Below are 25999 nucleotides of genomic sequence, written 5' to 3'. Positions count from 1 at the left end.
ATGAAGTTAGAAAAAACAATGGCATTGGGACTAGCATCCCTGCTGCTTGCCATGAGTGCCAATGCGGCGCCGCTTATCGCGGTGGACTTTCATCAGAATGCTGATGACCCCATCCAAGACGGGTTCGAGGCCTGGCAACCTGGTCAGCCAAGTGCTGGGTCAGACGCCGTAACCACGACCATAGGCAGCTACACGGTTTCGGTCCTCGGTGCTTCGTCAGTTCTGGGATTCAGCGATCCGGGCACCTACTCTGCGGGGTTTAATGCGCGGCGAAGAATCGGTTCTCAAGATGATGGTGGTGGTTTTACTCAAGCGCTTCTGATGAGAGAACGGCTTGGTAATCGAACGAATCAGGATGCCGAGTTCGCGACTGGTGTCGGGCAGGGAATGTATGTGAAGGTTGAAGGCCTTCTCGCGAACACCGCTTACTCGGTGACATCATCAGGAAATGATTGGAATGGCTCATGGAAGTCAGGGAGCTTTTATCTGTTTGATGCCGGAAACGAAATTGATGGTGAAGCGCTGGCCGTGGCGGGGTCATACACAGTCCCCGCGACTCCATTTACCACTGATGAATCGGCTCAGGCAACTGGTACCATCACCACTGATGGAGCCGGAACCATGATCTTCAAGACGACAGCGAATATTGATCGCTCAACGATCAACGGATTTTCTGTTACTGAGATCCCAACTGGCATCACACCACCCGAGAACCTTGCCGGCACGACCGATGGCGCGAGCGTTGATCTGAACTGGTCCGACGACCTGTCCGGCACGGTGGACTTCTACACCGTCAAGCGCGGCACGTCCCCGGGTGGCCCCTACCCGACGGTCTTCGAGCCCAGCGTTACCGATAGCGAATTCATCGACACTACCGTCGTCACTGGAACGACCTACTATTACGTCGTCACCGCCACCGACACGGAGGCCCCGCCCGAAACCGGCCCGAGCAACGAATTAGAAATCACTCCCGTCATCCAGGCGCCCACCAACTTGACGGCAATCCCCAATGATACCGTAGTGGCTCTGGACTGGGATGACAACACCTCGGGGATCCTTGCATCCTACTCGGTTTATCGTAGCGAGTTCCCGGGAGGCCCTTACGAGACGCTCGTTGTCGAAGATCTCATTTCCAGCGAATATTCCGACACCGATGTTACTAACGAAGTCCAATACTTCTACGTGGTCACGGCATTTGACAACGGGGACCCCGCCTTTGAAAGCGAGGATAGCGCCGAGATCAGCGCCACGCCGTTTACACCCGTCTTGGGAAGTTCTCTTTACATTCACCTCGATGGCTCGGTTGAGGACAGCGTTGTGCTCGATGAGTTCGGCCCGGTCGCTGAAAAAGTGATTACCTGGGAAGATCTCACGGGCAATTTCAACGACTCATCAGAGGGTGAAGAAACGGTGCTCTATCCCAGCGCCACCCGCAGCCCGACTGATTTGCCGGGTCTCGACATGGGCTCGGGTAGAAACCTCCTTAGTTTTCAAAGTGGAGTATTTCAGGACGAGTGGCTCGATTTCTCGAACACGGGCTTTGCGCTTCCGTATTCCGGTTTCGCGGTCCTCGTCGCCGTCACGGCGGATGACATCCTAGGCGGAATCAATCGGGACGTCGTGATGTCCAGCGTCCAAACAAAATTCAGATTGGGTTATGAGGCCGGCCGACCGCAACTACTGCTTAATGGAGTCGAGCTCGAAGGTCCCGTGGTCGTCGGGCCGGGAGACACGGTGATCCTCGCCGTCAACTATGACGTCGCCACCGAGACCGTGGAAATATGGGATTCGCTATCCGGCACGACCAGCAGCGCCACGGTTCCTGCTGGGGATTTCTCGGAAAATCGGCCTATCTATCTAGGTGGAGGTGTTAATGGAGACCAATACATGTCCGGGATGATCGGAGAGGTGAAAGTCTATCGCGGTGCGATGACTCCGGCCGAGTTTGAAGCGGAGCGACTCGCGCTGAACTTCAAGTGGGCGGGCCTCACGGCGCCAGCCGGTTTGGTTGCCACCCCTGGAAACACCGAGGTGACCCTCGACTGGGCTGATCAACTCGCCGACTCCTACGAAATCAACCGCGATGGCGAATTGCTCGTAGAAGGTCTGCTCACCAGCAACTATACCGACACCGGCCTCACCAACGGAGTGACCTACGAATACACGGTCACTGCAATCAAGGATGGTGAATTTAGCGATGAAAGCGAAACCGTCAGCGCCACTCCGTTTAGTCCGGTCGCGACACTCTACTATCACCTCGACGCCACCGATGTCGGTAGCGTGTCGGTCGTCAATACGAACGAAGTGACCGAATGGGTGGACTTGTCGGGCAATGCGGAGTTTCCCGCCGTGCCAGCTGTCGGAACGATGTTGTATCCCAGCAGCAGCCTCAGTCCGACCAACCTCGCGGGACTCGACGCCGGATTTCTCACGATCGAGGAGGAGGTGGAGGTGGTGACGAAAACCACCCTTCTGACCTTCAACGGCGCCGAGCAGAACAGCTGGTTGGACTTCACCTCACCAACCGGCGCCCAGCCTTACACCGGGTTTACGGTGTTTGCGGTCGTTAAAGCGGATTCGATCCTCGGCGGAAATCAGCGGGATGTCGTGATGTCCAGCTCCCAAGCTTCCTTCAGGTTGGGCTACCAAGGCGGTATACCGGAATTTTGGCTGAACGAAGGAATGCTGCAGAATTCCCCAGAAACACAGGTCATCTTTGCAGGAGATACGGTGGTCCTCGCCGTCAACTACAACGCTGGAACCGGGTCTGTAGAATTATGGGATTCAGCGACCCGCTCGACCAGTATGACTACAGTTGCTGCGGCAGATTTCTCGAACAGTGCGAGCATGTTCCTCGGAGGAAGCACGAACCCAGATCAATACATGGACGGAATGATCGGCGAGGTGAAGATCTACCGCGGTGTGATGACCCCCTCGGAATTCGCCGCCGAGCAGACCGCTCTCGTCACCAAGTGGATCGGAGCCCCGGTCGGCGGCTTCATTGGATGGCAGACCGCCAACAGCACCTCCGAAGGCCTCGAAGGGGACCACGATCTCGACGGGGTTCAAAACGGGATCGAGTTCTTCCTCGGCGGCGACACCAACACCACCGGCTTCACTCCGGTTCCGGGAGTGGTCGACAATGGAGGCACGTTCAGCGTGACCTGGAACAAGGCCCTAGGCTACCTCGGCGACTACGGTACGGACTTCGTGGTGGAAACCTCGACGACACTCGACGGTGAATGGAGTCCCGTGACCGAGGGAGACGGCGTCACCATCGTCGATGGCGAGGTGACCTACACCTTCCCCTCACCATCGGGGAAATTATTCGTCCGCCTTCAAGTGACTGGCCCGTGAGACCGCATGATTGTTTCCTTGAATGAGGGAACTGAATGAGAATCACCAGCACCTTCGGATCGGTCGACCTCCCAACGGGGTCGGCCGGTTTTCTGGAGATGGGTGGTGACCAAACCCCAACTATCTATGTCTATTACCACCTCAACCACGCGCCGCGACTTCTTGAAGAAATCGGCTGTCTTTGGCGCGTTTTCCATTGTGCCGAGCCATGTCGTTCTCGGGCAAAGGTCAAGTAGCGGTCAACTCGCTCCCAGTGAACGCGTCAACCTCGCCATGGTAGGCGTAGGCAATCGTGGCTTCGCCAATACCAACAACGTGAACAACACCGGGCTGGCCAATTTCGTGGCCATGTGTGATATCGATCTCCAGAGCGACCACGCCCAGAAGACGCTCAAAGAGCATCCGGACGTGCCGCAGTTTTCCGATTGGAGACGCATGTTCGATAAGATCGGCGACGACATCGATGCGCTCGTCATCACGACTCCGGACCATGCCCATTTCAGCGTTTCCATGTTGGCGATGTCTCTGGGGAAGCACATCTACTTGGAGAAGCCGTTGGCGCATACCTTTGGCCAATGTGATCGCTTGATGAAGATGGCGGAGAAAAGTGGCGTGGCCACTCAGATGGGCAATTACGGCCATTCTGGAGCCGCCTATTTCCAATTCAAGAAATGGCAGGAAGCGGGCATCATCAAAGATGTGACCAAGATCGATGCCTACATGAACAAAGCCCGCCGCTGGCATGGTTGGGGAGAATCGGTCACGGCCTATCCAGTCGAAGCCTTGCCGGCGGGTGTCGATTGGGATCTCTGGTGCGATGGGGCACCGGTCAACCCTTACAGCAAGCGCCTCCACCCCGAGGAATGGCGTAGTTGGTATGACTATGGTTGTGGAGCCTTCGGTGATTGGGGGCCGCATATGCTCGATACCTGCCACCGCTTTCTTGAGCTTGGTATGCCACGGAAAATTACAGCAGATGAGCTGGTTGGCACCAATCGATTCGTCTACCCACAAGAGTCCACGATCCGCTTCAGTTTCGAGGCTCGCGGAGAGATGCCACCTTGCGAAGTTGCGTGGTATGACGGTCAACAGAATTTCCCTGAAGTGCCGGAGGGACTCGGCACCATCGACAAGGTGATAGGAAAACGAAAGCCACTCAATTTGACTGAATACGGCGAGTTGATCTATGGAAAGGGGCCGGATGGCAAGGATCTCGTCTTCCTGGGTGGAGCGCATGGCGCCGCGCTGCGAGTCCTTCCCCAAGAGAGGTATAAGGAATTGGCTCCGACCTTACCGAGAATCACAGGTAAGCATTCCGATCACTATGCCAATTTCCTCTTGGCTTGTAAGGGCGAGGAGGAGACGCGCACTCCGTTCTCGATTTCTGGTCCGCTCACCCAGCTTTTCAATTTGGGCATTCTAGCCCAGCGTTTCGGCGGCGAACTGGATTTCGATGAGAAAAGTCAGCAAATCACCAACAACAAGGAGGCCAATGATCTGCTTGATCCAGCACCACGGAAAGGCTGGGAACAGTACTACAAGCTTTAAGGGATCTCCTACTGATCGTCGTATGGCCTTGGCTTGTTCGGTGTTCGGGACGTGATCCATAGAGGATCAACCTATCAATCACCGGGCTCAGCGCTTCTGGCTCGTTTTGCCACAGCGGTTTTCTCCATGTTCCCGAGGTGAGTTCGCATCGTCGCGAGGGTCTCTTTGTGCTCTGGGGATTTCGCCAAGTTGTGGTGCTCATCCGGGTCCTTATCGAGATCGTAAAGTTCTTCGCCGTCGGGCCAAGAAGTGTAGCGCCAGCGTTGGGTCCGAATCGCTTGACCGAGCTTCTTGCCACGCGTGACGACGGTGTAGACGACATTTTTTCCCGGGGCGTTAGAATCCTTCAAAATGGGCACGATGCTTTGGCCTTGGAGGTCGCTAGGCGGCTTGATCCCGGCGAGTTCAGCGAGGGTCGGATAATAGTCGATCATCTCGACCAGGCCTTCACTCGACGATCCAGGTGTCGTCAGTCCGGGAGCGCGAATAATCAGGGGGACGCGGTTGCCGAGTTCAAACAGAGTAACCTTCCCCCACATGAAATGTTCACCAAGGTGGTAGCCGTGATCTGAGGTCAGCACGATGATGGTGTTGTCCCAGAGGCCGTTCTTTTTGAGGCTGTCGAAGACGCGGCCGATCTGGGTATCAATGAAGGAGATGCATGCATGATAGGCCTGCCTGTACTCACGCCGGAGTGGATCGTTCTCGACGGCGAACTCAAACCCGAAGCCTTCGTATCGTTTGCTCATCGCGGACTTGGGGATGTTCTCCCAAATCCCTTTCGGAGGAGCCTCAAACTGCATCTCCTCTCGAGGATACAGATCAAAATAGGCCTGGGGCGCGAGGAAAGCGCCGTGAGGTTTGTGGATGCCGACCGCGATGAAAAAGGGTTGTTCGCCGTAACTTTTCTGATCGAGCCACTCACCAAACTGCTTCGCGTTCTTGCCGTCCTTATGCTGATCATCTGTCAAACCCGATGGCCCGTAGCCGGGCTGCTGGCCACGGGTTTGGGTCGCGACGGTCGGTAGGAATTCCCTCCAGGCTTTCTTGTTCTTGCTATCGGTGACTGGGCCGTGTTCTGCCTCAAACTTTTTCCGCGCTGCGGCTTCGATCGGCATTTCGTCATTCTCGAATCGCACTTGCTCGTCCCACGCGATGTCACCTTGATCAACCTTTGCGTTGTGAAAAACCTTGCCGGTAGCGGCGGTCCAATAGCCCTGATCCTTGAACGCTTGAGGCATCGATACCGTGTCCGGGCGGGTCTCACGGATGTCACTAAAATTGTTGAGCACCCCAGTGGATTCGGGATAGAGGCCACTGAGAAATGACGCCCTCGAAGGCCCACAAACCGGGTACTGGCAGTAGGCACGATTGAAGGTCATGCCCTCGCCGGCGAGTCGTGTGAAATTGGGTGTCTGGATGTGAGGATAACCCGACGTTGTGACGTGAGTGTTGAGGTCGTCGCAAACGATGAATACGATGTTGGGCTTGGCATCGGCGCCGATGGCTGAAGACACGAGAATGAGCGCGCAGGAAATCGCAGGAGAGAGTTTCATGGGATTGAATCAGGTGTGATTGCGGAGGGTGGCAATACTCTTCTCCAACTCGGTTTTCTGCAGCTGTTGATCGAAGGCTTTGGCATCGGTGCCTTCGGGGGCTTTTAGAATCGGTGGCGGACTCCCACGGCGGCTGAGCCTCAAGAAGGGAGAAATGTCCGTGACTTTCAAATTCGGGAAGCCCGCGATGAATTCTTCAGTAAGGAAGGGGATCGGTCTCGCCTCGTTGGAGATGGTCTCGACGAAGAATGGGATCCCGGGGCAGAGTTCCTTGAATCGTTTTGTGTAGGCCGGGACATCCATCTGCCCCTCGCCAATGGCGGTCCACTGGAACATCGCACCGTCTTCGGATGTCCAGACCGTGTAGTCACGGACACTGGTGCAGAGTACGTGAGGTCCAAGTTTCTGCAGTTGCTCCATCGGATCCTCCATCGCCCACACGGCATTGCCGGGATCCAGCATCACCCCACACCAGTCGGTGCCTGCAGCTTCAATCAGCTCGAGGACTTCCTCGGATCGCGTATCGCCCGCGTGATTCTCGAAAGCGAACTTGAGACCCGCATCCTGCGCGCGGGTCTTGATGGCCTTCAGGGTAGTCACAGCTTCGGCAATGCGGGCTTGGATGCCGCCCGGACTGTAGCGATCCTGGATGCTGCCGATGCGGCAATTGACGGTAGGTGAGCCGAGCGCGAGGGCCACGCGAATCCCTTCGATCATGGCATCTTCAGGGCTGCCGTAAGTGGGCTTGAAGGAAGACGCTCCTTGACTGATCCCACCCGCGCCGATCCGGATTTGAATCCCCTTGGAATCCGCCACGGCCCTGATTTCCTTGAGATGTGCTTCGTCGAGGCGATCGAAGTAATGAAAACCGTTGAGCAACACAGCATCGAGCTTCAGTTCGGCCGCGTAATTTATCAGAGGTATCGCTTTCCACTTCATGCCTCGCACGGCATGAGCATCGAGCCCGAGTATCATCCCGGGTGTCGCTGAAGTTTCTTCCTGCGCGAAGCTTGGAAGTCCGGAGCTGGCGAGGGCGGCCAAAGAAAGGTTTTTGAGTAGGGTTCGACGAGGAATGGTGTTGGGGTTCATTGGAAATAATTTCTATGGTTGGGTTAAACAATTGATCAAGCTGGCACATCGCATTTGTTGATGCGCGGGTCGGGATACGTGGCAATGCAAAGGAGGACGAATGGTTTCAGGGCTATTATTCCTTGGGGTTTTCGGTTGAGGGTTTGGAATGGGCGGCCATCAGTTTGGTGAATGAGACCCGACCACCTTCGGTCGCAGGACCATCGGTATCCTGAACGTAGGAGCCGGCCTTGAAATAGAACCATTGGTCGGCCCATTGTGGATCGGATTCATACACGTTCACCGACTGCACTTCGTCGTTTACCGAAATGCTGAGAAGTCCGTTATCCAGCTTGATCTGGTAGTCGAAATCATTACCGAGTCCGACATCAGCAAAAGTCAGTTTGAGATCCTTATCCTTGTTCGGGCTCTCCTTCACCAATGCCTCGACCCTGTTTTTGAAAAACTGCAGCTTGATCAATGGCTTCGCCTTTCCAGAGTAACTATGAATCTGCCCAATGATCACTTTTTTCGAGCTTGGGACGGCGGAAACCCGGCACCGGGCGTCGAGAATATGGGTTCCGGAAGCGGGCCAGCAGACATCGTCGTCATTTGGATCGATCACCTCACGTAACTCGGTGCGGCAGTATTTGCTGCCTTCGGTGGTGGCCCCGTTCACAGGACACCAGAAGACCATCGCTCCCTTCTTGTCGCTATAGAAGTATCCGGTATTGGTATAACCGTCTGCCAATTCCGCCGCCTGAATCTCTGTCGCCTTGCCCTCGGCTGCTCCGGAAGCATTCACCGGCAGGGTGAGTTTCCAGTGAGTCAAATCGAAAACTTCCGAAGGCGGCTTCGGTTCGTCGGCACAGACTTGGTTGCACCAGAGGCACAGGGACAGCAAGAGGGTGAAATAGGGCTTTTTCATCCTAAAAGGGTAAGTCGTTCGTTGGCTTAGTGGCTACCTAAGGAAATGACGACGCGGTAGAATTGATATCAGGGGTTGCTAGAGACGTCGTTCAGGGCTTCCGCAAATCCAGGCACTTGATCTCCCGTTCATCACGAATGACGAGGAGGCCTTCTGAAATGGCGAGAGGGGCCCAGCGCTTGAGATCCCGGCGCTTGTTGTTGAAGGGGTTTGCCACAGCCAGTTGGCGGTAGCCCTGCGCCGAGGGCTCCACCAGATAGAGCTTTCCGTAGTAGCTGTCGCGGATCAGCAACTTGCCGTCGGCCAGAATCATCGAACCTCTGCCGAACATCGGCTCAGCTCCCGTATTCCAACAACTTTTTCCATCGACAGTGATACAGTTGAGCCCGACCTCGGACCAGGTGCTCTTCTTCTTCAGGGTGGCGTTTTCGTGGGTCAGAAAATAGATGTGGCCGTCATGAACAACCGGCGGACAGATTTGGGAGCCCCACTTGAATTTTTCCACGACACTGATCTTGGGCTTCGGGCCTGAACTGAACTTCAGCAATTGAGCGCCAGCTTCGTAGCCTCCCGTCACGAAAAGCGTTTCATCGTCAACCACCACCGGCGGCGGGATTGGCAAATTCATAGGGAATCCGTCATATCGCCAGAGAATCTTGCCCGTCTCGGGGTCGAGTCCGGCAAGACTCTGCCTGCCCTCTTTGGGGTTCTCCGGGGTCTCGTTGGAGTGGTAGAGAATCTGGTCACGGCCTTGAAATTTCCGGATGAGGGGTGTTGAAAGAGAACCGTAAAGACCGGGTGTCTTCCACGCGACCTTGCCGCTGTCGGCGTGCAAGGCGATAATCGAGGCGTCTTGCGCATTTGTCGAAACGATGACGAGATCCTTGTAAGGCTGAGGGTGAACGGGATAGCCGAAGAACAACGGTTCGGAGCCGAATTCCTCGATGATGTCGACAGACCAAAGAAGCGTCAGATCATCTCTCTTCCATCCCGCCACGACACCCATCGGCCCGGTGGCGAAGATATGACGATCCGTCACCGTCGGAACGCCACGTGCTCCAGGGAAATTGACCTGACCGACCGACTCGAAATCGCTACTGCCAAGTTCTTCTCCGGTTTTGAGGTCGTAGACCTTGAGCACGTCTTTTTCGCCATCGACACGGTCCATCAGGTAGACCTTTCCATCGACGATCGACGCGCCGCCGTGGCCAGGGTTGATCTCTTTGCTCCAGAGTTCGGGCGGGCCGCCTTCAGGCCATGAATCTGCTAGAGGTGTGGAGTCGGCTGAGATCGAATTGCGATTCGGGCCCAGATACCCCGGCCAATCGGAAGTGGCAGCGTTGGATGCGGTGCTGGCAGTGAGGAACATGCCGGTAATGAGGACGCGGGCGCCGACAGATGAGCGGTATGGGAGTTCCATGATCAGGGATTCAATTTTGGACGAATGCGGGGCCGCATGAACTGAAGCGATTTTCCTTAGGGGATGAATGTTGGGCATTGGGATTGATCGTGATGAAGTCAGGGATTGAACGGCTGGGTTCACTTCGTGGGTTCAGGTGCATACTCTTCCAGCCAGCGCCCCGCGTAGTGGAGATTCGTCGCGCTGACGACGAAGTTCGGAACCTTCCTGTCACTGCCGTTGATGCACTCCGCCATTCCGTTGTCCCGGGAGTCCTTGATGGCGTCTCGAAGCCATTTCCATGCCGTCTCGGGGTTCTTCTGCGCCACCGCGGGTATGATCCAAGCCAGTGGCGTCGCCCAATAGGCGCCGTTTTGATACGTGCCTGGAGGGTAATTGTCCCGGAATAACCGCTGCCAGACTTCTTGACCCGGCAAGTGACGAATCTGCCCTCTCTGAACGATGTCATCCTCGTGTTTGATGAGGTAGTCGACAATGCGATCCCGCTGCTTGTCCGTGGTCACCCCCACATCGATGGCATAGGCGCTTCCCCAAATATCCAACTGCTTGCAGTCCTTGTCCGCAGCCCAGAACATGCCGGTTTCATCATTCCACAGGGTAGGGAGGTTCTTCCTAATGAGATCCGCCCGCCTGCGGTATTCATCCGGGTTTCCCACTTCGGACATTTCGCAGCAGGCAGCCAGATCCTCACAGGACTTGAGGTAGAGAAGGGATGAAAAGAGCAGGTTGCCAGTCTTGGTCACAATGTCAGTGAAGCCGTAGACACATTGAGGGTCATCGGGCGAGTTGTAGACCATTCCCTTTTCCGACCTATGGATGAAATCCATTCCCTTCTTCAGCTTGTCTTCCACGCTGTTGAAGAAATCGAGGTCCTTGGTTCGTCTAACATACTCGCATACAAGCATGGCCATGAACGGTCCGTTGTCGACCGCGTGATCGGCCATCGGGTCGTTCAGTCCACCTGGGCTATAGACCGCAACCCCATCAGCACGAACCCGGTCAGGCATGCAACCGTCTTCCCGCTGACCATCAAACAAGTACTCCATGGCAGCTTTGCATTCGGCCTCATCCAGGAACTCGCCGGCATACTGATACTGGTAGTAGAAGTCTCGAACCCAGAGTGCTTTGTAGTGTCCGACACCGTCTGGCGTCTGGATCCAAATGCCACTGTTGCTCTGCACTCTTGAGCCGTCGATTTGCCGTTTCGTTTCTTCGCGCAACCAGACCATTGAATCGTCATTTGATTCCTCACCTCTGGAAGCAGTGGTGGTGGCAGCGATCGAGAATATGGCGAGAAGGCTGGTTCTTAGGGTGCGAGAGCGGATCATTGAGGGTCTGGAGTTGGCGGCAGATCTGGGACTTCGTTGGTTTTGTTGGAGGCCGTGTTGCGAAGTAGGACTCCGCTCCAACATCCTCAGTGCGGATTTCGTTGGATTGCCCGGGTGGGTGTTTTTTGAGTTCGGACGGTGTCACTCGACGGTTGAGCTTGAAAGAAAAAACGATTAACCTAAATTGCTTGAATCAAGATTCAGGAGCGGGCACGCTCTACAGTTTCTTCACCGAATCGCGAATCACCAGTCGAGTCGGTTGGATCTGATGCACCGGCGTCATATCGGGGTGGGCAAGGCGATCGAGGACCAGCTTGGCGCTGATCGCGCCGAAGTCACGTTTGGCCATACCGATGGTCGTCAGCGGTGGATTACATCGGGCGGCTGCCGGATCATCGTCGAATCCAACCACTGAAAGATCATCCGGAATGCTCACTCCGGCTTCAGGAAGTGCCTGGATCAGATGGGAAGCGAGGGTGTCATTCACTGTAAAAACCGCCGTCGGAGGATTGGGTTTCCTGATTCGATCCAAAAGCAGAGTCGCCGCTTGATCATTGTCAGACACCCGCAGCACGAGGCTCTCTTCCGGAGAGTCGATTCCGGCGGCACGAACTCCGTCCAAAAAGCCGGCGATCCGTTGCTCGATATTATAAAGCTGAGACTCGTAGGCGATCATCAGCACGTCCCGGTGACCGTTTTCGATCAGGTGGCGAGCCACCAGCTGGCCGCCGCCGAAGCCATCACTCGACAAGGTGTCAGCCTCGATGAAGTCCACATGGCTATCGACGATGCATAGCGGAACCGAACACTCCTTGAGATTTTCGTAGGCCTCGCGTTCGAAGACGCCTGCCAGCACGATCAGGGCGTCGACCTTTCCTTGACGGACGATGGCTGGAATGCCGGATGGCTCCATTCGATTTCCCAGAATGAGGTCTATGCCCGCCTCGCCGAAAGTCTCGGCCAGGCCTTCCATGATCCGGGCATAGAAGACGTTGCCGAAGAGTTCGGCGAAAGATGGGGCGTAGATGACACCCACGGCATCCGTGCGTTGGAGCCTCAGGCTGCGCCCTGCGGAGTTTGGGACGAAATTCAGCTCTGCGCACTTCGCAAGGATCTCCCTGCGCATGTCTTCGCTCATTCGTCCACGCCCGTTGATTGCATTTGAAACGGTCGCCAGAGAGCAGCCGACCAAATCAGCAATATCCCGGAGTTTCATCTGTCCCTTACCCACAGCCATTGGTGAACTTTAGAATTCGGTCCGTGGAAGGCGAGCCTCCATTTTCCGGGTTGGTAGTAAGGTGACCAGGCTGGGGAAGGAACCGGATCAGGATGGATAGGATGAAGGCCAGGACCGAGGGATGGGTGGTCCGGCTCGCTCGTGCGTACGAAAATGAGCGGCGATGGCAACCCATCACCGCTCGGTTTGATTGGCTTATCGAGAATTCGCGTTGTTCAGCACATCCCCGATTTCACGGTTTTCCGTGAAGCTCATTGAGCACTACTCTCTTCGACGACGTAGAACCTTCTGGCTTCGGAAGCCGCGACCGTGAAGGTGGCGACTCCGCTCCCATCAGTGACGATGGGCGATGGGGTGGTGGCGATCGTGTCGAAACCTGACAGCGAGGTTGAGCTTTTGCAGACGTATTCCGTGCTGGCTTCGCCCTGGACGACGATCGTTGCGATCGCGCCATCTACGGTGATTGAAGTGATTTCCAAGTTTCCTTCTGGGCCGGATCCCGCTTCCAGAACATTCAAGCTTCCGGTGCCGGAGATGAAGTCTGCGGTCGAATCGTAAAGACCGGGTGCCACCGGGCTTCCATCGACGTAGAGACTGCGAACATTGTCGGTCGTTTCATGGAGGAGCTCCAAGGTCGTTCCGCTGGCAAGATAGACATCAGCTGTATCGGCCAAGTAGGGCTCGACGAGGATAAGGGTTCCTTCGTCGACTCTGGTATCGCCCGTGTAGGCTTGGACCGAATTGACCGTCAGTGTGCCAACTCCGGCTTTCGTCAAACCACCGGGTCCGGTCATCACACCGGTTGTGGAGGCGTCGCCACCTGCGGTGTCAAAAGTCACGCCACCTGCAAGCAGGCTGGTGGTGGTGACGTTGCCGGCAATCAGGTCGGCGGGGTCTACCAGATCGGCCTTGAACTGGATGTTGGCACCGTCGAGGACAAGGGTCTGGTCTGCAGGATCTCCACCACCGACTCGGATCGTTCTGGTGATCAGGGTTCCGCCGGTGAGGTGGACGGTTCCCACCGTGCCTTCAATGGTTTCCGCCCCGGCATTGTCGCCAAGAACCACTTGTTCGGCATCGACCACGCCTGTTCCGCTGAGATTGAAGATTCCCGTGCCATCGTTGAAGAATCCGACGAGCATCCTCTTGTCCTCACCAATCAGTGACAGATTGCCGCCTGAGACGTTCAGGATGTTGGTCTGGGTAGGCCTTTCGCCGATGTCGACGCGATTGTTGACTTCGACGGTGCCTCCCGTGAGGTTGAATTCATTGGTTCCGGTCGAACCGTTGTTTGATCCGATCCGAAGGCGACCGAAGAGTTGAACCATTCCGCCGCTGACGTTCGCCGTTCCGGCGAATCCATTGCCGACCAAGATCCCGTTGGCCAAGACCATGGCATCTCCGCTGACTTGCAGTTCACCAGTGCCCGTCGACCCGAAAGCACCGACGAAAATCACATTCCGAATATCGGCCATCCCTCCCGAGATGCTGTAGAGGTTGGTTGAGGTGTTTTCATCGCCGCTTTCACCAATATCGAGGCGACCTTGAACGAAGAGTTCGCCCCCGGTCTGGATGAGGAAGTTGCTTGTCGCATCCGCGGTTGAGACACCGATACGCAGCCTGTCGTCGGGGACCGTGAGTTTTCCGGTGTCCGAGAGGTTGTAGGTAAAGGTCGAGTCGCCAGAGCTGTCCCATCCAATCGTGCAATTGTTCGATTTGAGGACCATTTCGCCACCCGTGTGATTGACCACACCCGTGCCGGTGCCGCTGCCCCACCCAATTCTCAAACTGGTGAATTCGGTCAATCCGCCTGAGAGGTTCCAGACCATGCTGGAACTCCAGCCGGCCATTCTTGCGATGCCTCCCGTATGAAGAATGGTTCCGCCGGTCTGATTGACCGTCACGTCGCCGGGGGCGTCTCTTCCAAAGTTCGATTCGACTTCGAGGTTGATCTCACCTCCGTCCACGAGATTCAACTCGCCGAACCCCGTTCGGCCGAGCTCGAAGACACCACCTTCAATGACGCTGATGAGGCCGGTTCCATTGACGTTCAGCGTCCCGTCGAGCACGAAGAAGCCGGTAGGAGGGACGTCTGGGTCGGGGTCCGGATTGTTGACGCCGTTGGTGCCTGACACTTCGACGAGATTATCGATCTCAAGCGTGTAGAAATCGTCGATGAGAAGCTGTTCGAGAAGCGGGGTGTCCACATCGACAGTAATGTTCGCGGCATCACCAAGGAACCCGACCAGATCTCCGTCAGCGGGGCTCCGGACGGTATCGGTATCGACGTCGAACCAGGTGGTGTCCGACCAGTTGCCGGTCGCATTTTCACCAGTCCATTCAACGTTGCTCGCCTGTTGGGCGTAGGCGGATGGAATGGCGAAGGAGGCTACAATCGAGGGTAGCAGCCATGAATACTTGAGATGGTTCAGGTTCATTTTTCTTTTTTGTTTTTGGGATTTTTTGATTGGGAAGTGCGACTCACTCCAGAAGAGAGTAAACGTTTAACCAAAAGAGTATGACTTGTCGATGAGCTTTTGCCGAAGCGTCTCGAATTTATTGATTTTTCTGGCGAGATTCTGACTGACGGCTTGGTTTCTAAAGCTGGATCAGGCTGAGGCCAATCCAGGTTCGCTGAGTTTTTCTTCGTAGGAATAACGTTTTACTGAATACCATGTATGCTGCCAAGGAGTATTTGTGGCTTGAGCGTCCTTTCCTAAAGACCTTGCCGATTTCAACCCGACTTCGCATTAAAGGGGTGATCTCTCCTTGGCCGGCCAAATCCTCGTGATTAAAAAGTCGTGGTTTATCGTTTACGCAAACGGGTGGAGGGCCTAATTCTCGTGGGTGACGAAAATGGTGGTCCACTTGATTGCGAACGCCCATCTGGATCCAACTTGGCTTTGGAACTGGCAGGCAGGGGTAGATGAGGCATTGGCGACTTTCCGCTCGGCGGTGGATCGTTGTCATGAGTATCCGGAGCTGAAATACACGCGGGGGGAATCATGGGTCTACCAGTGGGTCGAGGATCTGGATCCAGGTCTTTTCAATGAAGCCCGTCAGCTGATCGAAGCCGGTCGTTGGTCGGTCGCAGGCGGTCAGCTTACCCAGCCAGACGCAAATCTCCCGACGGCAGCCGGCTGGAGAAAGCAGATCGCTTTGGGACAGCGCTATTTTCAGGATCGCTTCGGGATCAGCCCGCGGGTGGGATACAATGTTGATACCTTTGGACACCCCGCAACTTTGCCCGATCTCCTCGCGGAGATGGGCTATCATGGTTACGTCTTCCACCGGCCAAACGAGAGTCAGGTTTCCCTTCCCGCGCAGACCTTTCGCTGGAGGGGGACAGGTGGGGCCGAAGTCGTTGGATTCCGGATCGCTCCGGCTTACGTGACGCGGAGCGATGAGCTTCACGGTCAGATTGATCTCAGCGTGAAAGCCGCCGATCCGGAACTGGGGCATACGATGATGTTCTACGGTCTCGGCAACCATGGCGGGGGACCGACGAAGGCGACCATCGAGTGGCTGCTCGCGCATCGCGATGACTTCGATGGGGTCGAGCTGCGTTTCAGCACGGTCGATGATTTCTACGCCGCCGTTCTTCCCAAGAAGGATACGCTTCCCGTCGTGGATTGGGAGCTTCAGAAGACCTTCCCTGGCTGTTACAGCGTGATGCACGATGTGAAGCAAACCCAACATCGTGGCGAGCGGATGCTCGAGCAGGCCGAGGAGCTGGCGAAGGCTTTCGGAACGGATGAAGCGAGTACCAGCAAGTCGATCGCACGGATTGACGAGGCGTGGCACGATCTCGCGTTCACCCAGTTCCACGATATTCTTGCAGGAACCAGTGTTCCTTCTTCCTATGTTTCGACCCGCCACATGCAGGGACGAGCCAGCATCATTGCGGAAGAAGAGATCGTCCGTCTCAGTCGCAAGCATGCGCGCGCGACACTACCCGCCGAGAACGTTCAGAGAATCGTGGTCCTGAATGGCAGCGATTGTGATTTCGACGGTCACGTCGAGTTCGAGCCCTTCATTGATTTTGACGATTGGAACGGGCGCTGGTTCGCGGATGAGAATGGAGATCCGGTGCCGTTTCAGTTGATCGAGTCGGAACCCAATACCGGGCCGATGATCCACCGAACCGTGATCCCGGTGACCGTGCCCAAAGGTGGCCAACGGGTTCTCAAACTTCTCCATGGAGGTGATCAGCATCCGTTTCGGCTTTCCAAGACGGTGGAGATTGCGAACCAACGAATGACGACCGGAGATTTCAGTCTTGAGCTTTCCCCACGCGGTATTGGCTCCTTGAGCTGGAAGGGAAAGGAGCTTCTCGGGAAAGGTGGTATCTCGCTGCAGCTGCGTGAGGACGGAGGGGACACCTGGGTGTTCCACAAGACTGCTTTTGACGAGAAAGTCGGAGAGACTCTCGGCGATCTCGAGTGGGTTGTTGAAGATGAGGGCCCGCTGCGAGCCCGTTGTTTTGCCGACCAGCGCATTGGAGACACGAAAGTTCGCGTTGGTGTCACGGTTTATGCCGGCCAACCGGAGGTTTTTCTGGATTTGCAGGTCGTGTTCTCCGAGCAGTTTCGAATGCTACAAATGCCAATCCAGCTTGTGAGCGAACCCAGCGCCTGGGTCAGCGGTCAGGCAGGAGGTCATGTGCTTCGTCAGCCTGGCCCGGATGAGATGCCCTTCTGCGGATGGGACAGCGTGCAATGTGTCGGCGCTTCGCTCTGCCTTCATACGCCGGATGCCTACAGCTCGAGTGTCTGTGGTGACCTCTGGCAGTTGTCGCTACTACGTTCACCGTTGATGGCATGGACAGGGGATACGAAATTGAAGCCTGCGTTCTCCCGGCGTCATGCGGATCAGGGTTGGCATGAGTTTCAGTTCATTCTGCGCGTCTCTGACGAATTCGATGCCGTGCAAAGTGAATGTCGCGCCGGCCATCAGACCAAGCCACCGGTCGTTTTTGATCACTACGTCGGGATGAATCGTCCGGCCTGGGGCAACGCCCCGCCCCGCCGACTTTGGACCCCCGACATTCCCCACGCCCGAAGCCTCGGGCAGATGCGGCATCTCGACGGGATGGCTGACGAAGGGAAAAACTGGGAGGAATCTCCGGATTAGGTGTCTGCCAGCTGCCCTGCTGATGAAAAACCAATCCATCGCCATCGCGTTCCTGATATCGGTCCCGGCTCTCGAAGCGCAGGTCATGTCGGGTCCGATGGTTGGTCATACGACTGATGAGTCTTGTCTCATTTGGGTTCAAGATGCTGAAGCGGAGATTCTAACCGTGAATTTCTGGCCAGCGGAATCTGGCGAGGATTCATCCGAGGAAGCAGTCATCCGGCCTCGTAGGGGCAGCCCGGGAGTGTTCCTGGGGCAACTCGAAGGACTGGCTCCCAGGACGAAGTATGAATTCAAGATCGGTGCTGCGGGCGGAGAGTCGTCGCGCGGGAGTTTCGTCACCGCTCCTCCGCAGGGAAAGCCGGCGAAGTTTCGCTATGCCCTCACCTCATGCATCGACTTCAAGCAGTTCCCGGTGCAGGAGGCATGGGGTCAGGTGAGGCGGGAGAAGCCGGATTTTCATCTGATGGTTGGAGACAATGTTTATGCCGATAGCACCGGGTATGAGGTCCTTTGGGAGCATCATCTCAAACAGCGTTCGGTGAAGGGTTTCGATTGGATCCTCGCGAATGTGCCGAATTATGCCACTTGGGATGATCATGATTTCGGCCCCAATGACTCCCATGCCGGGACGGCGGGTAAAGAAACCTCACTGAGAGCATTCCGCGATGTTTGGGCGAATCCCTCTTATGGGACGGAAGAAATTCCGGGTGTGTTCTATTCATTCAAATGGGCGGACGTGGATTACTTCGTCATGGATGGCCGTTATCACCGGACCGATGAGCGGGCACCGAACAGCCCGCAAAAAACTCAGTTCGGCCGCGCTCAGAGAGCATGGTTATTCGAGCAGTTGAAGGCCTCGCGAGCGCCATTCAAGGTCGTGGTGAATGGCTACGATATCATGAGCTCCAAGTATCCTGATGAGCTCAAGGTGATCGCCGGATTTGTAAAAGAGCACCGCATCTCCGGGGTCCTGTTTCACTCGGGTGACATCCATCGCAACGAATTCAAACAACAGGATCATGGGATGGGTTATCCCGTGACCCAGATCACCTCCTCAGGAATCGCGAGAAACAAGATCAGGCCTTGGGCCATGATCGAAGTGGACACCACGCTTGAGGACCCTTCGTTGTCCTTTCGGTTCTTTGAGGAAGAGAAGCTCAATGATGGAAAAACTATCCGATTGAGTGAGTTGACTCCCTGACGCATTTCCGGTGGTGCCCCAAGACAACGACGTGGGTGCTCCTTGATCCTTTCCAGAGGGCCCATTGGTCGGACTGGAGGGGGGTAACGAATAAGAACAAAAAATTTGTTGAATGATTAAACGATACACCTAGCGTATCAAGCAGCTCCAGCGTGAGCTTGTTGAGCGTCGCGACCAATCTCTAAACCCTTCTCAAAATCCAGAAAAATGATGCACCCATCCCGCCGTACCTTCATCAAAACCGCTTCGACCCTTTTTGGTAGCGCACTCGCTCCCAATCTTCTGTTGGGCGAGGAGTCAGCTCTAGGACAGCTTAACGTCGCGGCCATTGGCTGCGGAGGAAAGGGTAAGAGCGACATCTCAGAGATCGCACCTGGCAATCGAATCGCGTTTCTTTGTGACGTCGACAAGAACATGGCGAAGTGGGCGATTGAGAAGTATCCCGATGCCCGCTTCTTCTCCGACTATCGCGAAATGTTCGCCGAAGTGGGCGATCAAATTGACGTCGTCACGGTTTCGACACCGGACCACATGCACTTTCCGATCGCCTGCGAGGCGATCCGCCTTGGCAAGCCGGTGATGGTTCAGAAACCGATGTGCAACTCATTGTGGGAAACACGCGCCTTGTCCAACTACGCCGAGGAAAAAGGTGTGCTTACCGTGATGGGAAATCAGGGCGCGACCATGCAGGGAACCCGCCTCCTTCGCGAGTGGATCGAGGCCGGACTGATCGGCGAGGTGAAGGAGGTTTACTACTGGACGAATCGCCCGATCTGGCCGCAGGGAACCGGCCTCAGCTTTCCCTCCGACCCCGTTCCCGCGACACTCGACTGGGATGTCTGGCAAGGGACTTGTGCAACCGACCGGCCCTACAGTCCTGAAATCCACCCCTTCAAGTGGCGTGGTTTCTGGGATTATGGATGTGGTGCGCTTGGCGACATCGGTTGTCACAGCATGAATTCCGCCTTCTGGGCGCTGGATCTCAAGGGCGACTTTGTGGTCGAGGCGAGCAAGGTCTCCCCATTCGATGAAAACATGGCACCCAAGCGGGCGACAATCATCTACGATTTTCCTGCCAAGGGGAGTCGGGGTCCAGTCAAGGTCGTCTGGCAGGATGGAGTCGGTGATCCCAATACCGACAAGGAATTCGTCCGCCCTCCCGGCATTCCGGATGATCTCGAATTGAACAAGGGCTTTGGCCAGGTGTTTGTGGGGACCGAGGGGACGATCTTCTTTAACGACGCCTACTGTAGTACTTCGCCGATACTCTTCCCCGAGACTCTCATGAAAAAGGCGAGGACGATTCCGAGGGTCTATCCGCGAGTCAAGGGTGGCCCGACCCAGGAACTCTGCCGTGCCATCCGTGGCGAAGGTCCCAAGCCGGTTTCGAACTTCGAGGATCATGCCGGCCCACTGACCGAAATGGTGCTCGCTGGAAACCTTGCGGTGAGAAGCGGCAAGCGCATCGACTGGGACATGGAGAAGATGGAGGCGCGCGGCATGCCTGAAGTGCAGGAAATGCTCAAGCGGAAGTACCGTGCCGGGTGGGAGCCTGAGCTTACCTGATCTCGAAACATCACACCTTGATCCCCATGATGAAACCCAAGCTCATTGCACTCGCCCTCTCGGCCTTCGGTCTGATCTCACTTCCTCTCTTCGCCGCCGAGCATCCGAATACGGAGGATTGGGAAAGCCTCTTCAAACCTGACCTTTCGAACGCGGTTGATGCCGGAAAGTGGACCATCGAAGATGGCGTTCTGGTTGCCCGTGACCGCCATACACTTTGGACCAAGGCCTCCTATTCCGACTTCGTGCTCGATCTGGAGTTCAAAGTTGAGAAGGCGTCTAACAGTGGGGTTTTCCTGCGCTCGAGCGACATTTCCAACGTTCTCAAGGCCTTGGAGATCCAGGTCCATGAATCAACGGACGACAGTCCGATTGGCATGGTCGGCGGCATCTATGATGCCTGCCCACCGAGCAAGAGCATGGCGAAACCAATCGGTGAGTGGAATCGCTTCACGATTACCTGCAAAGGTCCCTCGATCACTTTGGTGTTCAATGGAGAGCAGGTTCTCGATGTCGATCTCGACCGCTGGAACGAGGCCCACAAGAACCCGGACGGGACGCCCAACAAGTTCGCCGTCGCGCTGAAGGACTACGCCCGGAAAGGCCCCATTGGGTTCCAAGGGCTTCACGGCAAGGAGCAAGCACCGGTCTACTATCGCAATCTGAGGATCAAGCCCTTGGACTGATCTGTTTTCACAAAACCCATTATCGAGTCCGTATCATGTCCCTTTACCCTGATAATGGGATCCCGTCCGAACGCGGTCTGCCTGATCCAAAATCTCGACATGGGTGCGGCTTTTTGGCGGGCGCTTCTCCTCGTCTGAAGGGTGGCGTGGTTTCGAAGTCACTTCTGTTGCTTGCCTGTGGTGCAGCTTTGGCCGCCGCTCAGACGGTGGTCTGGAACCCGGCGGCGAATGGTGTCGTTCCTCCGGCAGCCGGGGAATGGTCCGAAGGTGCCAACTGGACCGGGGGAGTCGCTCCCGGAGCCGGCTTCAAGGCGGTGCTCAATGTCAATGGGGCTGCGGAATGTGTGCTTTCGAACACGGTCACCATCAAGCACCTCGTCACGGGAGACAACGGGCCCGGCGGAGTGCTCCGCTTGGCTGCAGGGGCGAACCTAACAACGACCGACTGGTCCGGCCCCTACAACCGGAGTTCCCTGATCATCGTCGAGCCGGGAGCAAGCGCCAATTTTCAGAGCAGGCTCCTGATCGGTCAACAGGACGAGCCGGGAACGCACGACATGGAGTTCCGAATGAATGGTGGGACGGTGAATGTTGAAACCTTTGTGCGGGTGGGTGAGTCATTCGATGACACCAATGTCGTCCCTCATATTCAGTTGAATGGAGGAACCCTGACTGCAAACCGCCTCGAGATCGCGCGTGGGACAGCCGATATTACCGGTGGCACCGTACTTCTCCGAGTCGATCATCGTGCCGAGATTCAGAGCTTCATCGATTCCGGGATTCTGACCGCCTACGGTGGGAACGGTTCGATCATCATGGACTGGAATTCACGAAATCCGGGAATGTTGACCATCACCGCGATCTCCGGCGATCTCCCGAGTCCAGAAGATCCATTGATCGCGCAGCCGACGGTCAGCGGGCCGGGGAGTGAGGGATATTTCACCACGGAAAGTGTTCAGGGGAAGTCGGTCTGGAGTGCCAATAACATGCTCTATTTCAACCTCGCGGACGGATTGTTTCCAATCGGCGCACCGGTTTACGTGCAAGTGGAGTATTTGGATGTCGATCGAGGTTATCTAACCGTCACCTATGATTCCAATTTCGGCGAGACGATCGCGGACCGGTTTCGGCTGTCTGAGATTCATACGCGCTCAAGTCGGGTCAATCGTGGGGGATTCGCCTATTCCTATCACAAGTTTGAGAACCCCCGCTTCGCCAATCGCCAGAACGGCGGGAATGATTTCCGACTTCAATTGGGAAACAATAACGGGGTGCCGTTCAAGGTGGCCAGTGTGCTGTTGAGTTCGACACCATTTCCTGATCCCGATTTTGAATACGTCCTCTCCGAACCTTGGCTCGAGCCCTACACCGGGCCGACCAAGGACTTCACCTGTCCCAAGACGCTCGTGGGCAAGGTCATGACCGGTTATCAGGGCTGGTTCGCGACTCCCAACGATCTTGGCGATGAGGGCTGGATTCACTGGGGGCGTTCGTCGTCGACTCCACCGTCGCCAACGGAGATCACCATCGACCAGTGGCCCTGGATCGATGAGTACGAGCCAAACCGCATTTATCCAGCGGGTGAGATGTCGCTTCAGGATGGCCGGCCAGCTTACGTCTTTTCCTCGCGTGATCCTGAAACCGTTCAGCGTCACTTTCGCTGGATGCGGAAGCACGACATCGATGGGGCCTACCTCCAGCGTTTTGTGACTCGAAACAACAGCGGCTATTACGGGGCATCCGAGTTCGTTCTCGATAACGTCCGCAAGGCCGCCAACAAGGAAGGTCGCGTTTGGGCGATCGAGTATGACGTCAGCTCGATGAGCAATGATCCCAATCCTTTCGAGGTGATCACCAACGACTGGAACTACCTCGTCAACGAAGTCGGCATTCTTGATGATCCCCGCTACCTTCATGAAGACGGCAAGCCGGTGCTCTTTATCTGGGGTTTTTCCGTGCCCGGCCGGGAAGGCCTGAGTCTTGCGGAAGCCGACGCCATCCTAGACTGGTTCAATACTCAGAACCTCTACCTGATCGGCGGTGTCCATTCCAGTTGGGAAAGCAATACGGATTGGTTCAACCACTATCAGAAATACGATCAGCTGCTCGCGTGGATGGAGCGCAGCCTCGTGGATCTCAACAGTCAGAAAACCCGGCTCAACAACTGGGGCATGAAGATCCTGCCGCATGCCTGGCCCGGGTTCTCCTGGCATAACCTCTACAGGCTGGAGCCTGACACCCAATACACGCCAAGGGCAGGTGGAGACTTTTATTGGGACCGGATCTACAACGCCGTGGCTTGCGGGGCGGACCAGATCTTCCTCGGCATGTTTGATGAGTACGATGAAGCTACGGCCATCATGCCGATGTCCGACAATCCTCCGGAGCCGCACAGTGCCTGGGGGAAGTACATCGACAATGAAGGTCGCGACCCCTTTTGGTATCTTCAGCTAAGTGCGGCTGGCAAAGAGATGCTCAACGATTTCCGTCCGCTTTCCTCGAATACGCCGGCGGTGAATGCCGTGCCACTTGGTGTCCATGGTGGCGACGACGCCACGATCCATCTCGGCACCAGCAATGTTTCTGCGGGACTGGACCACATCCAACCCGCTGACGGAATCACCCAAGGGGCGTTCGTTGGTGGTCACGATTGCCGGACACTCGCGGTCGGAAGCTACTTCTATTTTGATATCGATGATGCCTTCGTCGATGGAGCGGATCAGGAATTTGCAATCGAGATCGAGTTCTATGATGACTATTCCGGAACAAATATCCGTCTTCAGTACGATGGGGCCGACGGAGTTTACACCAATCATCCCACCACGATCATTCCGCCAGCGAGGGGAGGCTGGAGGAATATCCGCTGGAGAATCTCCGATGGTCTTTTCGAGAATCGCCAGAACAATGGATCTGATTTTCGCATCGCCCTTGGCGGAGGAAATGCGATTCCGATTCGCCGTGTCAGTGTCTTCATTCCTGAGGATCGAGGAGGGGCACTCAGCGGCAAAGGACCTGCCCTGGAATTCCATGATGGTCGATTGGAGTGGCCAGTAGCATACGATGCGACGGGATGGAGGCTCTATCATTCAACGACGCTCAAGCCATTGAGTTGGGAGGAGGCTTCCGGGATCACCATCGGTGATTCGAAAGTTCACTATGAGCCCGAGTTTCTGGAGCCAGCCGAGTTTTTCCGTCTCCAGCGCCCGGCCAGAGACTAACCTTTCACTTATTCGGGCTTCATGCCTGAAGTATCGTAGAATCACAAAATGTTTTCAGCATGTTGACGAAATCAAGCATCGTTCTGACTTTGATCACGTCACTATTTCTAGCGACACACCTTCGGTCCGAAGAATGGATTACCCTCTTTGATGGAACGAATCTCGATGCCTGGCAAGCGAATGAGAATTGGGTGGTCGAAGATGGATCGCTGCGTTGTTTGCCCGAGAAATTGGACCTTCATACCAAGGAAAAATTCAAGAACTTCGAGCTGGTCTTCGAGTTCATGGTGTCGGAGGGCGGAAATAGTGGAGTCAAGTATCGCTTCAAAAATGATCTCGGTGCGGAATACCAGATTTGGGATGACGGACATGCGGAAGAGACCCCGCTGCATCAAGTCGCCGCTCTTTATGATATCAAAGAGGCCACCAACAAGCTGCCGTCTGATGACAAGAGCCGCCGAGCCTTCCATAAAGGTCGTATCGTCGCGAGCGACGGCTACCTCCAGCATTGGCTCGATGGAGTCAAGGTGATGGAAATCGACATGGACTCCGAGGAGTGGAGTGAACGATTCGGGAAGAGCAAGTACCGCGAGCATCCGTCATTTGCCCGTGAGGCGGGAACCATCATGCTGCAGGATCATGGCGACCCGGTCTGGTTCAGAAACATCAAAATCCGAAGCTTGGATTTTGAGGTGGGAAAAGCGTTGTACAACGGACCCGGAGGATGCTTCGCCTGCCATCAAAGCGATGGTAAGGGCATTAGCGGTGCGGTTCCGCCACTCGTGAACAGTCCGTGGGTCAGTGACAATTCCGACCGCTTGATTACCCTGGTTCTGAATGGGCTGGAAGGGCCGATCATGGTGAATGGTGAGGTCTACAGCGCTTACATGCCACCACTGACCCTTTTTGATGACGAGCAGATCGCCGCGGTAATCAACTATGTCCGCAATAGCTACGGCAACGTTGGTTCGGTGATCAAAGCGGAAGATGTGGCAAAGATCCGCCAGCTGGGTCAACAGGACAGCTCGGCCGTCAAGCTGATGAGGGAATTCCCCTTTCCCGAGTCACTCGATAAGACGAATGGTCTCGCTGAAGACAAAATCCGTGATGCCCCTCCGTATTCAGACAGACCTACCATCGTCAGAACTTTCATGCCCGGTGCCTCCCCGGCTGCCTTTGCCGTGGCGCTGGTGGGCGGGCAGAACTTCTGCTGGGACGCAGGGGAATGTCGCCTTCGGTATGTCTGGCGCGAAGGAGGATTCATCGCGGATCGGAGTCTGCATTGGTCCAGCAATGGCAAGCCGGACGTGAAGTTGATGGGCAAGCCCTACTATCGCACTCGTCATTCCCTCATCACCCGCGAACAGGTCGAGGATCCCAATACTCACAATCACAAGAAGCCGGTTTATGACACCACCCAGGCAATCGATTTTCCGATCCGGATCGGTTCGGCTTCCGCCGGTCTTCCTCAGTTCTTGGGCTACCGGCTTGTCAATAAGCATCCGGAGTTTCACTACCGCTCGTCGGGCTGTGATATCCACGAGCTGATTACGTCCAACGCCGAAGGAAGCGGGATTGTCCGCACCTTCAGAATCGATAGCAAAGGTGAGCCTGTGCGGGTCACTCTCGATCCACAGGATTCTGTGCGGATCATGACCACGACCGGAACTCTGGCGGAAGGCGTTTTGGAACTGACTGCGGATGAAGCCAAGTCTTTCAGTATTACCATTGAGGAAATCGACCCATGAAC

15 protein-coding genes are annotated in these 25999 nt (G+C 55.8%); 8 read left to right on the top strand and 7 right to left on the bottom strand.

Annotated features, from left to right (window positions below):
* Nucleotides 1-18: 18 nt before the first annotated feature.
* Both WBG04_RS05945 and WBG04_RS05940 read left to right on the top strand, forming a co-directional pair.
* Complete coding sequence (locus tag WBG04_RS05945) at nt 19-3357, top strand: LamG-like jellyroll fold domain-containing protein (protein WP_424313463.1); 3339 nt, start codon at nt 19-21, stop codon at nt 3355-3357.
* Nucleotides 3358-3483: 126 nt separating this feature from the next.
* On the top strand, nt 3484-4905 hold the full coding sequence (locus WBG04_RS05940) for a Gfo/Idh/MocA family oxidoreductase (protein ID WP_424313462.1): 1422 nt from the start codon (nt 3484-3486) through the stop codon (nt 4903-4905).
* Nucleotides 4906-4979: 74 nt separating this feature from the next.
* On the opposite strand, the gene WBG04_RS05935 is transcribed toward WBG04_RS05940, so the two are convergent.
* The 7 genes from WBG04_RS05935 to WBG04_RS05905 all read right to left on the bottom strand — a co-directional run bounded on the left by WBG04_RS05935 (nt 4980) and on the right by WBG04_RS05905 (nt 14880).
* Nucleotides 4980-6461, bottom strand: coding sequence for a sulfatase (locus WBG04_RS05935; RefSeq protein ID WP_424313461.1), 1482 nt, complete (start codon nt 6459-6461; stop codon nt 4980-4982).
* A 9-nt stretch (nt 6462-6470) separates the two neighbouring features.
* Nucleotides 6471-7550 (bottom strand): sugar phosphate isomerase/epimerase family protein, encoded by a 1080-nt coding sequence (locus WBG04_RS05930; RefSeq protein WP_424313460.1) that lies wholly within the window; start codon nt 7548-7550, stop codon nt 6471-6473.
* A gap of 115 nt (nt 7551-7665) precedes the next feature.
* Entirely contained in the window at nt 7666-8457 is a 792-nt protein-coding gene (locus WBG04_RS05925) for a polysaccharide lyase family 7 protein (protein ID WP_424313459.1), read from the bottom strand.
* A gap of 91 nt (nt 8458-8548) precedes the next feature.
* A complete protein-coding gene (locus tag WBG04_RS05920) occupies nt 8549-9877 on the bottom strand; it encodes a PQQ-binding-like beta-propeller repeat protein (RefSeq protein WP_424313458.1) in 1329 nt (442 codons plus the stop codon).
* A gap of 119 nt (nt 9878-9996) precedes the next feature.
* Entirely contained in the window at nt 9997-11205 is a 1209-nt protein-coding gene (locus tag WBG04_RS05915; protein WP_424313457.1) for a hypothetical protein, read from the bottom strand.
* 217 nt (nt 11206-11422) lie between these two features.
* Complete coding sequence (locus WBG04_RS05910) at nt 11423-12442, bottom strand: LacI family DNA-binding transcriptional regulator (protein ID WP_424313456.1); 1020 nt, start codon at nt 12440-12442, stop codon at nt 11423-11425.
* A gap of 251 nt (nt 12443-12693) precedes the next feature.
* A complete protein-coding gene (locus WBG04_RS05905; protein ID WP_424313455.1) occupies nt 12694-14880 on the bottom strand; it encodes a hypothetical protein in 2187 nt (728 codons plus the stop codon).
* Between the two features lie 418 nt (nt 14881-15298).
* On the opposite strand from WBG04_RS05905, the gene WBG04_RS05900 reads away from it, so the two are divergent.
* The 6 genes from WBG04_RS05900 to WBG04_RS05875 all read left to right on the top strand — a co-directional run bounded on the left by WBG04_RS05900 (nt 15299) and on the right by WBG04_RS05875 (nt 25997).
* Nucleotides 15299-17575 carry a hypothetical protein gene (locus WBG04_RS05900; RefSeq protein WP_424313477.1) on the top strand — a complete coding sequence of 759 codons (2277 nt, stop codon included), beginning with the start codon at nt 15299-15301 and terminating at the stop codon, nt 17573-17575.
* 22 nt (nt 17576-17597) lie between these two features.
* Nucleotides 17598-18779, top strand: a complete 1182-nt coding sequence (locus WBG04_RS05895; RefSeq protein ID WP_424313454.1) for an alkaline phosphatase D family protein — start codon at nt 17598-17600, stop codon at nt 18777-18779.
* Between the two features lie 207 nt (nt 18780-18986).
* Entirely contained in the window at nt 18987-20345 is a 1359-nt protein-coding gene (locus WBG04_RS05890) for a Gfo/Idh/MocA family protein (protein ID WP_424313453.1), read from the top strand.
* A 26-nt stretch (nt 20346-20371) separates the two neighbouring features.
* The gene (locus tag WBG04_RS05885) at nt 20372-21031 is read left to right on the top strand and encodes a 3-keto-disaccharide hydrolase (protein WP_424313452.1); all 660 of its coding nucleotides are present in this window, start codon (nt 20372-20374) and stop codon (nt 21029-21031) included.
* Between the two features lie 146 nt (nt 21032-21177).
* Nucleotides 21178-24249, top strand: a complete 3072-nt coding sequence (locus WBG04_RS05880; protein ID WP_424313451.1) for a glycoside hydrolase family 71/99-like protein — start codon at nt 21178-21180, stop codon at nt 24247-24249.
* A 59-nt stretch (nt 24250-24308) separates the two neighbouring features.
* Entirely contained in the window at nt 24309-25997 is a 1689-nt protein-coding gene (locus tag WBG04_RS05875; RefSeq protein ID WP_424313450.1) for a family 16 glycoside hydrolase, read from the top strand.
* The last annotated feature ends 2 nt before the right edge of the window (nt 25998-25999 follow it).

The organism is Haloferula sp. (assembly GCF_049672945.1).
Lineage (GTDB): Bacteria > Verrucomicrobiota > Verrucomicrobiia > Verrucomicrobiales > Akkermansiaceae > Haloferula.
Note: the sequence above shows the minus strand (reverse complement) of the source record. Positions and strands in the feature narration are given on the sequence as shown.